13 protein-coding genes are annotated in these 13022 nt (G+C 65.5%); 6 read left to right on the top strand and 7 right to left on the bottom strand.

The annotated features are described in order from the left end of the window. Positions 1 to 91: 91 nt before the first annotated feature. Positions 92 to 1960: a heavy metal translocating P-type ATPase gene (locus CYR75_RS10475; RefSeq protein ID WP_101500994.1), complete on the bottom strand. Its 1869-nt coding sequence runs from the start codon at positions 1958 to 1960 to the stop codon at positions 92 to 94. Positions 1961 to 2122: 162 nt separating this feature from the next. Between CYR75_RS10475 and CYR75_RS10470 the strand changes: the two genes are divergently transcribed. After that, positions 2123 to 2788, top strand: a complete 666-nt coding sequence (locus CYR75_RS10470) for a DUF924 family protein (protein ID WP_101499992.1) — start codon at positions 2123 to 2125, stop codon at positions 2786 to 2788. 275 nt (positions 2789 to 3063) lie between these two features. On the opposite strand, the gene CYR75_RS10465 is transcribed toward CYR75_RS10470, so the two are convergent. The 6 genes from CYR75_RS10465 to CYR75_RS10445 form a co-directional block, all read right to left on the bottom strand. Further along, on the bottom strand, positions 3064 to 3897 hold the full coding sequence (locus CYR75_RS10465) for an ABC transporter permease (RefSeq protein ID WP_101499991.1): 834 nt from the start codon (positions 3895 to 3897) through the stop codon (positions 3064 to 3066). Next, positions 3894 to 4706 (bottom strand): ABC transporter ATP-binding protein, encoded by an 813-nt coding sequence (locus CYR75_RS10460; RefSeq protein ID WP_101500993.1) that lies wholly within the window; start codon positions 4704 to 4706, stop codon positions 3894 to 3896. Before CYR75_RS10460 ends, CYR75_RS10465 begins: the two co-directional genes overlap by 4 nt. After that, the gene (locus tag CYR75_RS10455) at positions 4706 to 5653 is read right to left on the bottom strand and encodes an ABC transporter substrate-binding protein (protein ID WP_225972684.1); all 948 of its coding nucleotides are present in this window, start codon (positions 5651 to 5653) and stop codon (positions 4706 to 4708) included. Before CYR75_RS10455 ends, CYR75_RS10460 begins: the two co-directional genes overlap by 1 nt. A 706-nt stretch (positions 5654 to 6359) precedes the next feature. Beyond that, the gene (locus CYR75_RS10450; RefSeq protein ID WP_158644635.1) at positions 6360 to 7313 is read right to left on the bottom strand and encodes an NAD-dependent epimerase/dehydratase family protein; all 954 of its coding nucleotides are present in this window, start codon (positions 7311 to 7313) and stop codon (positions 6360 to 6362) included. Next, entirely contained in the window at positions 7310 to 7639 is a 330-nt protein-coding gene (locus CYR75_RS16075; protein WP_158644634.1) for an EthD family reductase, read from the bottom strand. The genes CYR75_RS10450 and CYR75_RS16075 overlap by 4 nt, the downstream gene beginning before the upstream one ends. Further along, positions 7636 to 8298, bottom strand: a complete 663-nt coding sequence (locus CYR75_RS10445) for a GntR family transcriptional regulator (RefSeq protein WP_158644633.1) — start codon at positions 8296 to 8298, stop codon at positions 7636 to 7638. Before CYR75_RS10445 ends, CYR75_RS16075 begins: the two co-directional genes overlap by 4 nt. Before the next feature lie 195 nt (positions 8299 to 8493). Here CYR75_RS10445 and CYR75_RS10440 point away from each other — a divergent pair, with 195 nt between their 5' ends. The 5 genes from CYR75_RS10440 (at position 8494) to CYR75_RS10420 (ending at position 13006) form a co-directional block, all read left to right on the top strand. Then, positions 8494 to 9366, top strand: a complete 873-nt coding sequence (locus CYR75_RS10440) for a fumarylacetoacetate hydrolase family protein (protein WP_225972683.1) — start codon at positions 8494 to 8496, stop codon at positions 9364 to 9366. A 37-nt stretch (positions 9367 to 9403) separates the two neighbouring features. Then, positions 9404 to 10390, top strand: coding sequence for a TRAP transporter substrate-binding protein DctP (dctP, locus tag CYR75_RS10435; RefSeq protein ID WP_101499987.1), 987 nt, complete (start codon positions 9404 to 9406; stop codon positions 10388 to 10390). Between the two features lie 81 nt (positions 10391 to 10471). Continuing rightward, positions 10472 to 10978 (top strand): TRAP transporter small permease, encoded by a 507-nt coding sequence (locus CYR75_RS10430; RefSeq protein WP_158644632.1) that lies wholly within the window; start codon positions 10472 to 10474, stop codon positions 10976 to 10978. Further along, complete coding sequence (locus CYR75_RS10425; protein WP_101499985.1) at positions 10975 to 12267, top strand: TRAP transporter large permease; 1293 nt, start codon at positions 10975 to 10977, stop codon at positions 12265 to 12267. The genes CYR75_RS10430 and CYR75_RS10425 overlap by 4 nt, the downstream gene beginning before the upstream one ends. Positions 12268 to 12277: 10 nt before the next feature. Then, entirely contained in the window at positions 12278 to 13006 is a 729-nt protein-coding gene (locus tag CYR75_RS10420; RefSeq protein ID WP_101499984.1) for an SDR family NAD(P)-dependent oxidoreductase, read from the top strand. Positions 13007 to 13022: the final 16 nt, after the last annotated feature.

Genomic DNA, 13022 nt, shown 5'->3' with positions numbered 1-13022 from the left:
AAGCGGGAGGATCGTGAGGCGACTTGGCCTTGGCCGGTCGGGCTTAGGGTCTGATCCGTCAACCCGCACTCTCTCGGACGCCTGCTCGCCCCTACGCCCCCCGCTCCTCCGGCGTCCGCAGCAGGCGCAGCCCGTTCAGCACCACCAGCACTGTCCCGCCTTCATGGCCGATCACGGCCAGCGGCAGGGGCAGTTCGAAGAACAGCCCACCCGTCACCAGAACGGCCATCGCACCCATGGCAAAGATCAGGTTCTGGCGGATGATCCGCGCGGTCCGGCGCGCCAGTTGATGCGCGGCGGCAAGCTGCGTCATGTCCTCGGACAGCAGCGCCACATCGGCTGCCTGCAGCGCGACCTCGGACCCGGCCGCGCCCATGGCGATGCCGACATCGGCGCGCGCCAGCGCCGCCGCATCGTTGACGCCGTCCCCCACGAAAGCGACACGGCCCTGATCGGCAAGCGCGCCGATCATGCGGACCTTGTCCTCGGCCAGCATGTCGGCGTTGATCTCGGTCGGCCGAAAGCCCAGTTCCGCGCCGATGCGCAGGGCGACCGGCGCGCGGTCGCCGGTCATCATCAGGACCTGCGTCACGCCGCTGTCCCGCAGCGCCGCCAGCGCCAGGGCCGAGCTTGGCCGCACCTGATCGGCGAGGCTGACCGCGCCCAGCAGGGTAGAGTCGCGCCCGACATAGATCACCGTGTCAGGGTCCTCGGCCAGCACCCGCAGCTTTGGGTGGTCGATCCCGACCCCCATCCGCGCCGCCATGCGCGGGTTGCCGGCCCACAGCCTGCCATCCGACGCGTCGCCCATGATCCCCTCGCTGGGCAGGGCCGCGACATTGTGGACCGAGACGCCCTCGATCTGCCGCCGCGCCGCCTCTTGCCGGATCGCGGCGGCGCTGTGGTGTTCGGACTGCGCCTCGAGCCCGGCCAGCAGCGACAGGAACCGGGTCTCATCACCGTCCAGCGCGACCAAGCGCGTCACCGAGGCCTTGCCGGTGGTCAGCGTGCCGGTCTTGTCAAAGGCGAAGCTGTCGATGGCCGCCAGCGTCTCCAGCGCCGCGCCGCCCTTGAACAGCACGCCCCGGCGCGCCGCCGCCGACAGCGCCGACAGGATCGCGGCGGGGACCGAGATGACGATGGCGCAGGGGCTGGCCGCGACCAGCAGCACCGCCGCGCGATACAGCGCCGCGTGCCAGTCGCCCTCGATCCAGCGAAAGACCGCGAAGGCCAGCACCGCGCCCAGCAGCACCGCGACGGTATAGCGCTGCCCGAACCATTCGCTGAACCGCTCGGACGGCGCCTTGGCGGCCTGCGCCTCGGTCACCAGCGCGATCATCCGGGCGACGGTGCTTTCCTCGACGGTTTTTGTCACCGTCGCGTCCAGCACGCCGTCGAGATTCACCGTCGCCTCGAACACCATGTCGCCCTGCTGCTTGGTGACGGGCATGGATTCGCCGGTGATGTTCGCCTCGTCCAGCGCGCCGCGCCCGGCGGCGATCACCCCGTCGGTGGGCACGCGGGCGCCGGGGCGCAGCACGAAGATGTCGCCCACCGCCAGTTCCGCCGCCGGGATCTCGGTCACGCTGCCGTCCGGGTGCTTGCGCAGCGCGGTTTCGGGGCGCAGCGCCATCAGCGCCTCGACCGCGCGGCGGGCGCGGCCAAGAGCGCGGTCCTCGAGCGTCGTCGAGACGCTGAACAGCGTCAGCAGCACCGCGCCTTCGAACGGGGCGCCCACGGCGGCGGCCGCAATCGCCGCCACCACCATCAGCAGGTCGATATCCAGCACCCGGTCCCGCCACAGCGCACCCAGCGCTCGCCACCCCGCCGGCAGCCCGCCGGCCAGATAGACCAGCACCAGCCCGGCCAGCGACACCCAGGCGGCGGTCGCGCCCTGCAGCGGCCACAGCCCGAGCGTCGCCGCCAGCATCCCGACAAGCGTGGCGGCGGTCAGCATCATGGCGCGATCCACGGCGAGGAGTTTCTGCACAGCATTTTCCTGACGAGGAAACAGGGGTGTGACGACGGCTAGCACGGCGGGACTGTCGGGTGCCAGCGGCGGATGGCGGGGTTTGCATCCCGCGCCGGAAGCAGCGAGCATGGCCGGATCGGAGGTCGACGCATGAACAGCACTGACGAAAACGCGGAATGGTCCGAGGTCATCGGTTTCTGGTTCCCCGAAGGCCGCTCGCTGCAGATCGACGCCGCAAAGCACAAGGCGCTGTGGGTCTGGCGGATGCGCGGCGGCGCGCATGAGGCGGTGACGCGGCGGTTTTCCGAGCTGACCGAGGCCGCGGCGGCCGGGCGGCTGGCGCATTGGGCGGCGGACCGCGAGGGGCGGCTGGCGCTGATCATCCTGCTCGACCAGTTCTCGCGCTCGGTCTGGCAGGGCAGCGCCCGCGCCTTTGCGCAGGACCCGGCGGCGCTCGCCTTGACGCGCGAGGGGCTGTCGAACGGCCACTATGCCGCGCTGCCGACGCCGTGGTTCAAAGTCGTCTTCGGCCTGCCGCTGGGTCACTGCGAGGGGCCGGACCACCTCGCCCGTCTCGACCTGCTGATCCGCCTGCGCGAAGACATCGCCGCCGAGGCGCCGGTCCCGCTGCGGCCGATCTATACCTCGCTGGTCAAACAGGCCCGAGACGTGAGGCAGATCGTTGCAACCTTCGGCCGCCACCCGCACCGCAACGCGCTGCTGGGTCGCACATCGACGCGAGAGGAAGAGGCGTATCTGACGACGGGAGACTTCCCGCATCTGCGGGCGTTTGAGGGGCAGGATGAGGGAGAGTGACGGGATCGTTGCCAGCTTGCGGCAGGGCCAGCGACGCAGCCGGAGTAAGGTTCGAAGGCGATATCCGGGGGATTAACTATAGGGGGCGGACGACCGGTCCGGACATTATCTGCGGCTCTAACTCTCCGAAGCTGAAGCCGTGGCTTCCGAGTTGCTGGTCTAATTGAACCTAGCCGACCGGGCTGCGCAATCAGCCAGCGACCTCAACCTTGAACGGCGGCGACGACTGGCGGGACTGCGAGCCACCCGTCGATGCTGCGGCGCCGTCGGGCGTGTCAGTCCGTGTATCTGATCCAGAAGACCAAGTGTTTCTGAAGGCGAACGATCAGCAGATAGAGGCCGAGGCCAAAGACGCTGAGAACGAGGATCAGCGCAAAGACCCGAGGCGTGTCCATCTGGCTTGCCGATTGCCGGATCAATGCGCCAAGGCCGCGCCCGCCGCCCAGGAACTCGCCCGTGATCACGCCTGCCATCACGCCGACCGTCGCGATCTTCAGCCCGGTGAAAATATGCGGCAGGCCGTTCGGCAGCTTCAGGCGCAGCAATGTCTGCAGCCGGCTCGCCCCCATGGTGCGGAACAGCATTCGCTCGTTCTCGGTCGAGGAGTAGAGACCGGACGCCGTTGCCACGACCACCGGAAAGGTCGCGATGAACGCGCCCAAGGCGACCTTCGACGAAATGCCGAACCCCAGCCATGCGATGAAAAGCGGGGCGAACGCGACCTTCGGCATGGCGTCGATCGCGACCAGATAGGGCATCACCGCTTTTTCGCCAAAGGCTGTCTCGCCCACCAGCAGACCGAGCAGGAATCCGACACCGGCGGCGATCAGGAACGCCCAGAATACGGTCTGCGTGGTGGTCCAGAGGGCGTCGAAATAGTGGCCCCCCTGAAAGATGTTGCCGATGACGAAGGTCAGATCGGCCCATGTCTCTTGCGGGCTGGGCAGGATGATCGGCGACACGAGCCCGGTCCGCGTCGTGACCAGGTCCCAGGTCCCCACGACGACCAGAGCCAGTGCCAACATCGCCAGCCAGCGGGGGATTCGGTCGATCAAGGCGACATGTTCGACCCAGACGGTGTCTTTGGGGGCGTCGGTTTCAATGGTCATTCGGAGGCCTCCTTGCCAAGAAGATCGCGGATGTGCCCGACGATCCGGCCGAATTCCGGGGTGTTGATCAGATCCAGCGTTCGGGGGCGGGGCAGATCGATCCTGATCTCTTCGACCACGCGACCGGGGCGCGGCTTCATGACCAGGACCCGGTCGGACAGGAAGACGGCTTCGACCAGCGAGTGGGTCACCAGCAGGGCCGTCGCCGATCGCTCGGTGCAGATGCGCTGCAGTTCCATATGCATGAAGTCCCGGGAAAGCTCGTCCAGTGCCGAGAACGGCTCGTCCAGCAGCAGGACCGCCGGTTCAAGGATCAGCATCCTGCAGATGGACGCGCGCTGCGCCATCCCGCCGGACAGCTCGCGCGGATAGACATGCCCGAACTCGCCCAGACCGACCAGTTCGAGCAGTTCTTCCGCACGCGGTTTCATTTCCATTGCGGCGCGTCTGCCGTGGCGGATCTCAACCGGCAGAAGCATGTTCTCGAGCGTGGTCTTCCATGGCAGCAGCGTGGCCTGCTGAAACATCATGCCGATGTCTTCCCGCGGCCCGAGGACGTGCGTGCCGTTCAGCATCACCCGCCCCGCAGTCGGAGGCATCAGCCCGGCCATGATCTTCAGCAGGGTCGACTTGCCGCAACCAGATGCGCCCAGAACCGCGACGAATTCGCCTTCGACCAATGTCAGGTTCACGTCGTCCAACGCCACCAGTTGGTTGCGGCCATAGACCTTGCTGAGGCGCTCGATCTGATAGACCGGGCGGGCATCGTCCGCCCGGACCAATGTCTGCCGTTCCGCGGCCTGCTGCATCAGCTGTTCCAACCTTCAACGAACTCATTGGTGTAGATCTCGTCGAGATCGGCCAGCGGCTCGGACAAGGCGCCTGATTCGACCGACGAATCGTGGACCTTCTGCCAATGCTCGGGGGGCTGATAGCCAAAGCCCTTCGGCCGCATCTCTTCAGTGGGGATCATGCGGTCCAGCACCACCTTCATCAGCGCCGCCGCAAACTCCTTGTCCTCTCCCTCCTGCGGCGAACCGGCGGCACAATGGGCCAGAACCGCTTCGGCGTTCTCGGGCTTGCTGGCGAACTCCATGCCGCGGACGATCGCCCTGCCGAAGCCCCGCGCGATCTCAGGATGCGCCTCGATCTCGCTTTCCAGCATCGCCAGCCCGTTGCCAAAAAAGGCAAGGAACGAATCCGGCGTGATCTCGCGCAGGTTCAGGCCCCGCCGCGCAATGGTTGCGACATCCGCGATCCCGCCCGCATAGGCGTCCGCCTCGCCGCGCAGGAAGGCCACGGCCGCCATGCCCCCGTCGCCCACGACAAGGAAGCTGTAGTCGCGGTCGAGCTCCATCCCCGCCTCGGACAGGATGCCGCGCGCAAACGAAACCTCGGCCCCGTCCGTCGATCCGACACCGATCACCTTGCCCTTCAGCTGCGCGGGTTCAGTGATGGGGCTGTCTTCGGGAACCAGCAGGCCGAAGGCTGATTTGGGATAGAGATTATAGATATACTTGACGTCAACGCCGCGGGCGCGCGCACCCAGCGCAGGTCCCGGTCCCGGGGCGCCGATCTGCGCCTGACCCGAGGACAGCGCCTGCAGAACGGATGCCGATCCGTCGACGACTTCCAGCGTCGTGTCCAGTCCTTCGTCCTTCATGTAACCCTCGCCGACCGCGACCCAGTAGGGAAGCCAGACAAGGGCGGATGGGGCCGGCACGGCGAAGGTGACAGGGGTCTGTGCCCTTGCCATGGATGGCAGGCCCAGCGCGACGCCAACGCCGACGCCGAGCGAACTGAGGGTGAAAGCCCTTCTCGAGATTCCGGTGGATTTCGTCATGAGTCTCCCTCTCTGTCGTTTCTGACCCTTATCCGCAGCGATGTGGCGGGTCGTGGGGTGGTTGATCCGGCAGCGAATGCACCGGCGGTCCTGCGGTCGCGTTGGCTCGATCCCGTCCGAGATCGAGACGAAGCTTGGCTTGATGCAGATGGCCGTCACAGGGCTGGTGGACGCGTGTCTGGGGCGTGGGGCTGGGGCGGCTCTTCCGGACAATGGCAACTGGCATGGTCTCCGACGGCCGGGAAGCCGTTGAAGATCCGGCTGAGTGATGGAAGACGCAGCGGTTGGTAGCAGCCCCAGCCCATACCTCTGCAAGACCGTGGCAATCACGCCGCGCGGACGGAGTCTGGCTTACGGGCAGGCGTGCAATTGGCAGCAGCATTCTGTAAGTTACCATCTGTTTTATCTTAACAGAGTGACTTTATAAAATATCTGAGTCAAGCTTTTGCTTGGCGTGGTGGCATCAGACAAGCGGAATTAAGATTGATCCGTTCGCGTGTCCCGCCAAGGTTCGAAAATCGCACATCCGCTCGCGCCACCGGCGTCGCGCCCGCAGCCATCACGCCACGCGATGATGCGGCTGTTCTGCACACCTTAACCGCCGGACGCGTGGGCGACGTCAGGCGGGCCACCAATGGCGCAGGCTGTCCTGCAGATCATGCGCGGCGGAAAACCCCAGCTCCTGCTGGGCCGCCTCGGTCGACGAGCCGGCGGGGCGGACATGCGGAAAGCCTGCAAAGCCTGTGGAGACGGATCGGTCATAGCTCACGCTGAGCTTGCCATGCGTGCTCTCGACCGCGGCGATCACCGCATCCAGCGACCATTGCGCGGGGTGGACGATGTTGTAGACGCCGGTTTGTGGGTGCGTCGCATCCAGCGCGGCCACGGCTGCGCGGGCGCAGTCGCGGACATCGACGAATTCCTCGTTGCCCTTCCAGATCAGCAGCGGGTCGTCCAGCGCGATGGGATGACCGGCTCTGGCCGCCTCGACTAGGGTCGAGAACAGCCGCCCCGGGACACTGGTCGGCGCGTCGGTGTCGCCCCCGACCACCGCGCCAAGCCGCAGGGAGATCGCGTCCACGCCGTGCAGGTCGCGGTAGAGCAGCCCAAGCTGCTCACAGGTGAGCTTGCTGACCGCGTAAAGACTGCCGGGGCGCTGACTGACCAGGTGCAGCGCCGCATCCTCGGGGATGGGGTCCGGCCCGAGCGTCGAGAAGCCGGAGTAAAGCACCGTCGTCGAACTGATCAGGACGATCCGGTGGATCGAATGCCTCCGGCACGCCTCCAGAAGGGCCGCCGTGCCGAGGATATTGACGCGAAGACCCAGCACCGGGTCGGCCCGCATCGCGGTCGAAAGCAGGGCGGCGGTGTGCAGGATCGCGGTGATCGAGTGGTCCTGGATGATCTGGTCGATCTGACCGGTATCGGTGATGTCGGCGCGAATGAAGGTCACGCCCGGTGGTATGTCAGCCGGTGCGCGGAGATCGATCAGCACCACCTTGCCGCCACGCGCCGCCAGCAGCTTCGCGGCAGCGCTGCCGATAAGACCGGCACCGGTGACAAGAGTGGTCACGTCCGGTCCTCGATCAGGTCGGAGACGACATGGGTCACGCGACCGCTGAACGGCCCCATGCCCGCCTTGATCCGTTCCTGCACCGCTTGACGCACCGGGCTTGCCAAGGCTGCGTCCATTGCATCGACCGAGTCGAAATACAGGTCGAACTGCATATAGGCAGCGTCCGCGCCTGCATCGGCCTGCGCCAGTTTGCGCAGGGTAACGCGCCGGATGCCGGGATAGGTCAGGATCTCGGCGACCACCGTGTCGCGCATGTGGCGGTCGAAATCCGGCTGCTCCGGTTCGGGAACGCTGCCGTGCAGAAAGGCGCTGCGGATGATCATGCGGTCTCTCCCTCTTTGCTTTCGGTTTTGCGCAGAATCTGCGCAACGACCTGTTCGGTGGCCGCCAGATGGCTGTCCATCAGTGCGACGGCGCGATCCTCGTCACCAGCCAGGACGGCTTGGGCAATGGCTTCATGTTCGGCCTTGATGTTGCGCGGATCGGCCTGATCGGGTCCGGGCGTCACCAGGCGCAGCTTGCGATAGCGTTCCGAATGGTCGGCCAAGGTTTCCCAGAAACTCAGCCGCCACTGCGAATCGCAGGCAGCGACCAGTGCCCGGTGAAACTGGCGGTGCATCGCCTCCCAATGCGCGGCGCGCGCGCGATCCTCGGATGACTTAGGGACCGGGGTGCGTGACAGCAGGTGTTGGGCGCGAAGGATTTCGGCTTCCCATTCCGGCGTGCGGTTGGCCATCGCGCGGCGCAGGCAGATCGCCTCGATCTCGCGCCGGGCCGAGAAAAGGTCGCGAAGTTCGCTGACCGACGCCTGTCGGACCGACGCCCCACGATTGGCCTCGTTTTCGACGAGCCCTTCCGAGGCAAGCCTGACCAGCGCCTCGCGCAGCGGGGTCAGCCCCATCTGGTAGCGCTTGTTCAGCGCCGACACGCGCAGCCGTTCGCCCGGCATCAGATCGCCGTGCAGGATCTCATCACGCAGCATCTGGTAGGCGGAAGGAACGAGGCTTCGATCGGTTCGCATGGCATATTTCATATTGACACATCAATTTTATAAAAAGTAACCTTTATCACGTCAAGACTCAACTTTAACAGAAACGAGGCTCGGATGCGGAGCGATTTTTCACAGCACACTCGCTGGGCGTTGGCGACGCTGCAAACCGAAAATGGCCCATTGGCGGTGCTTGAGACGAAGGACGGGGTCCATGACCTTGCAAAGCTTCTTGCGGGCGCCGGATCGGATCTGACCGAGGTCGCCGAACTGTACGAGGACTGGGCGCAGAATTCCCAGCTGCTGGATCGTCTGGCCGAGAACCCCGACCCCGACTGCCGCGTCGATGACGGGGTGCGCATGGCCCCGCTGCTGTATCCCGGCAAGGTGCTGTGCGCCGGGGCCAATTATTACCGCCACCTGGAAGAGATGGGCGTCCAGAACGTCACCAAGGACAGCCAGCGGCTTTTCTTCTTCTTCAAGCCGGCGCGCAACGCCGTCGTGGGCGAGGGGGCGACCGTCCACATGCCGCTGGATACCCAGCAGATGGATTGGGAAATCGAGCTGGGCGTGGTCATCGGCAAGGCGGCGCGGGCGGTCACGCCGGAACAGGCGATGGATCACGTCGCAGGCTATGTCGTGGCCATCGACGCCTGCGCGCGCGACCTGAACAAGGCGCCGGACACATTCTACAAGCTGGATTGGGTGGCCGGGAAGGCGCAGGAATCCTGCTGTCCGCTGGGTCCGCGGTTCGTCCCCGCCTCATCCATCAGCGATCCGCAGGCGCTGCGCCTGACGCTTAGCGTCAATGGGGTCAAGAAACAGGACGACACCACCGGCGACATGATCTTTTCGATTGCCGAGCAGATTTCGACGGCCTCGCGCCTGATGCAGCTCGATCCCGGCGACGTCCTGCTGACCGGCACACCGGCCGGCGTCGGCTCGCCGCGTGGCGAGTTTCTGCAGGTCGGCGACCGGATCGAGGCCGAGATCGAGGGGATCGGCCGTTTCGAGGTCGAGGTCCAGCCACCAAGCACCGGGGTACGCAAGCCTCTGGCTTAGGAGCGGGCCGGATACATCAAAAACAGGGAGGGAAACCATGAAGACCAACTATTTCACCGCGCTCGGCGTCGGCCTCGCCTTTGCCATGGGCGCGACATCGGCCATGGCCGCGATCGAGCTGCGGATTTCGTCCGCAGCGCCACCGGACAACCCGCTGGTCGCCGCTTTCGAGATCATCAAGGAGCGGATGGAGGAGGCCTATCCGGACGACATCACGGTGACGATTCACCACTCGAGCAGCCTGTTCAAGCAGGGCACGGAACTGCCGGCCATGCAGCGCGGCAACCTCGAGATGGCGACGCCCATCGTCTATGAGATCGAGCAGCAGCTTCCCGAATACGGCGCGCTGGGAAAGCCCTATGTCTACCGCGATGTCGATCACATGATCGCCGTCTATCGCGGTGAGATCGGCGAGCAGTTCTACAAGGACGTGCAGGACAAGATGGGGGTGGTGATCCTCGATACCGGCTATTTGGGAACCCGGACCATCGGCCTGCGCAGCGCCAGGAATGTCGAAAGCCCCGCGGACCTCGACGGGGTCAAGCTGCGCATGGCGCCCGGTGCCGCCTATCAGAACCTGGCCACGGCGCTGGGGGCGACGCCGGTGTCGATGCCGGCGACCGAGGTCTATCTGGCGCTGAAGACCGGCTCTATCGACGGGCAGGACAATCCGCTCAATCTGGTCGAGAACTGGAAATTCGATGAGGTCACCGAAGAGTTCGTGATGACCAACCACCTCGTCCAGCCGGTCTTTTTCGCCATCTCGGGCAAGGCCTGGGATCAGTTGAGCGAAGAGCAGCAGAAAACCCTGAAGGACGCAGCCCGCGAGGCCGTCGACCGCGAGATCGAGCTGACGCGCGAGGCCGAAAAGGCGGCACGCGAACAGTTCGAGGCCGAGGGCAAGATCTTCAGCACGCCCGATCTGGCACCGTTCCGTGCGCGCGTTGAAGAGGTCTATGCGCAGCCGGGCATGATGGAGGACTGGATGCCCGACCTGAACGCCCGCATCGAGGCGGTCGAGTAATCCCGTCCGAAAGCCGGTCGCAGCCCCGTCTGTGCGGGGCTGCGTAACGAAAGGGGGGAGGGATTTCTCATGCGGTCTGTCATGAGCACGCTGCGGCTTCTGGCCGGACGTCTGGCGCTGTTGGGCATGTTCGCCATCTTCGCCATCTTCATCTACGGCGTGGGGATGCGTTATGCCGGCCACCCGCCGCGCTGGGTCGATGAGGTCGTGACCATCCTTGCCGCTTGGGTGGTCTTCTTCACCTCGGCCTTTGTCCTGCGGTGGTCCGAATTCATCGCCTTCGACATGGTCTTCCGGGCTCTGCCACCGAACGCGCAGCGCGTCAGCATGACGGCCGCGGCGCTCATCTTCATCGTCGTGTTCGGATACATCTTCTATGCGCTGGTCGACTATGTGCTGTTCATGCGCATTTCGACGACCGACATGCTCGAGATCCGCCTGGATTACATCTACGCGATCTTCCCGGTCTTCATCGCCGCCATCTGCGTTCGTCTGGCCATCCTGATCTGGCAGCTCACCCTGGGCGATCACGAGGCCGCGCTGGCAGAGCTTTCCCCCGCCGATTCAACGGATGAGGTTTCGCTATGACGCCCGGCCTGACCGCACTGGTCGCGACCTTCGTGATCGCGTCGATCATCCGGCTGCCGATCGCGCTGTCGATGTTTCTGGCCGGCGCGGTCTATTTCATCGTCACCGGACAGGATGCCGGCCTGCTGGCCGATCAGGTCATGGGGCAGATGAACGGCATCTATGTGCTGGTGGCGATCCCGATGTTCATCCTGGCGGCGAACATCATGAACGACAGCGGCATCAGCGAACGCCTGTGGGGCGCGGCAAACGCGCTGGTCGGGCGACTGCGCGGCGGCACCGGCCATGTCACCGTCGTCGTCAGCATCATCTTTTCGTCCATGACCGGCAGCGCCGTGACCGAGGCCGCAGGCCCCGGCGTCATCGCGGTGAAGATGATGCGGCAGATCGGCCGATATCCGCTGGAACTGGCCGTCGCCGTCACCGCTGCGGCCAGTGTCATCGCGCCGGTCATCCCGCCTTCGATCCCGCTGGTGATCTATGCGATGCTGTCAGGCGCCTCGATCGGGACATTGTTCCTTGCCGGGATCGTCCCCGGCCTGCTGATGGCGTTGACGATCATGTCGGTCATCATGTTCTCGGCCCGGCGTTATGATCTGCCGAAGGGCAGCGGCGTGCCGCGCGGCGAGACGCTGCCCCTGATGGGGCGCGCCGTGCTTCCGCTGACATTGCCGGTGGTGCTGCTGGGCGGCATCTGGACCGGCTGGTTCAGCCCGACCGAGTCGGCCGCGGTCGCCGCCCTGTGGGGGATCGTGCTGGGGCTTTTCATCATGCGCAGCTTGCGCGTCCGCCAGCTTCCCGGCGCGTTCGAGACCTCGCTGAAGCAGACCGCCTCGACCATGCTGCTGATCGCGTCCGCCTTTGTCGTCAACTATGCCATCGCGAACGAAGGTCTGGGGGCCGCACTGGTCGGCTGGATCTCGTCAATGGAGCTATCACAGCTGCAGTTCATGCTGGTCGTGAACGTGGTTCTGCTGCTGCTCGGCTGCTTTCTGGACGGATCGGTCATTCTGCTGGTCGTCATCCCCCTGCTTCTGCCAAGCGTGAAGACCCTGGGCATCGACCTCAACTATTTCGGCGTCGTCGTCATCATCAACTTCATGATCGGGCTGATCACGCCGCCCTATGGGCTCGTGCTGTTCATCCTGTCCAGCCTGACCGGCGCCCCTCTGCAAAAGGTCTTCGCGGCCGTTCTGCCCTTCGTGTTTTCGCTGATCGTGCTGCTGCTGGTGCTGGTGCTGTTCCCCCAGATCATCCTGTTTCTGCCGCACGCGTTCGGCTATCGGTAAAGGATCATCCATGACCCACAAGACTGCATTCGTGACCGGCGCCGCCCAGGGCATCGGTGCTGCCATCGCTGCCCGGCTGGCGGGCGACGGCTGGCGCGTCGTCCTTGTCGACCGAAACGCCGAGGCCGTGACCAGGCTGGCGGCAGAACTGACGAGCAGCGGCGGCGATGTCACCGCAAAGGCGGTCGATGTATGCAACGCAGACCAGGTGGCCGCCTGCGTCGCCAGCGAATCCCGTGTCGACGCCGTGGTCACAGCGGCAGGCGCCTATACAGATCGCGGCTTCTTCGATCTGACTGCGGATGATTTCCGGCGCATGACCGAGGTCAACCTGATCGGCACCTTCCTGATCGCCCAGGCCGCTGCGCGCCGCATGAAGCCGGGCGGCCGGATCGTCACGATCTCCTCGCGCGGCGCACTTGGCGGGCGGCGATTTGCCCATTACGCGGCCTCGAAAGCGGCTGTCATCGGGCTGACGCGCGCGATGGCGATGGAGTTGCGCGACGACCAGATCACCGTCAACTCGATCGCGCCGGGCTTCACCGACACGCCGATGACCCGTTCGGCCCCTGCCGAACTGTTCGCCCAATGGGAAAAGCTCGAATCCCGTGGCCGCGCCGCACAGCCCGCCGAGATCGCCGGAGCAGTCCTGTTCCTGCTTGGAGAGGATGCCGGCTTCGTCACCGGCCAATGCCTGTTCGTCGATGGCGGCAAGTCCCTCGGTGGGCTGGGCATCTGAGGGCGGCAAGGTGCCT

Source organism: Paracoccus jeotgali (assembly GCF_002865605.1).
Lineage (GTDB): Bacteria > Pseudomonadota > Alphaproteobacteria > Rhodobacterales > Rhodobacteraceae > Paracoccus > Paracoccus jeotgali.
Note: the sequence above shows the minus strand (reverse complement) of the source record. Positions and strands in the feature narration are given on the sequence as shown.

Excerpts from the sequence above, each read along its gene's own strand:
- CYR75_RS10475 (WP_101500994.1), bottom strand. The coding sequence starts at position 1,960 with ATGATGCTGACCGCCGCCACGCTTGTCGGGATGCTGGCGGCGACGCTC.
- CYR75_RS10470 (WP_101499992.1), top strand. The coding sequence starts at position 2,123 with ATGAACAGCACTGACGAAAACGCGGAATGGTCCGAGGTCATCGGTTTC.
- CYR75_RS10465 (WP_101499991.1), bottom strand. The coding sequence starts at position 3,897 with ATGACCATTGAAACCGACGCCCCCAAAGACACCGTCTGGGTCGAACAT.
- CYR75_RS10460 (WP_101500993.1), bottom strand. The coding sequence starts at position 4,706 with ATGCAGCAGGCCGCGGAACGGCAGACATTGGTCCGGGCGGACGATGCC.
- CYR75_RS10455 (WP_225972684.1), bottom strand. The coding sequence starts at position 5,653 with ATGGCAAGGGCACAGACCCCTGTCACCTTCGCCGTGCCGGCCCCATCC.
- CYR75_RS16075 (WP_158644634.1), bottom strand. The coding sequence starts at position 7,639 with ATGATCATCCGCAGCGCCTTTCTGCACGGCAGCGTTCCCGAACCGGAG.
- CYR75_RS10445 (WP_158644633.1), bottom strand. The coding sequence starts at position 8,298 with ATGCTGCGTGATGAGATCCTGCACGGCGATCTGATGCCGGGCGAACGG.
- dctP (WP_101499987.1), top strand. The coding sequence starts at position 9,404 with ATGAAGACCAACTATTTCACCGCGCTCGGCGTCGGCCTCGCCTTTGCC.
- CYR75_RS10430 (WP_158644632.1), top strand. The coding sequence starts at position 10,472 with ATGAGCACGCTGCGGCTTCTGGCCGGACGTCTGGCGCTGTTGGGCATG.
- CYR75_RS10425 (WP_101499985.1), top strand. The coding sequence starts at position 10,975 with ATGACGCCCGGCCTGACCGCACTGGTCGCGACCTTCGTGATCGCGTCG.
- CYR75_RS10420 (WP_101499984.1), top strand. The coding sequence starts at position 12,278 with ATGACCCACAAGACTGCATTCGTGACCGGCGCCGCCCAGGGCATCGGT.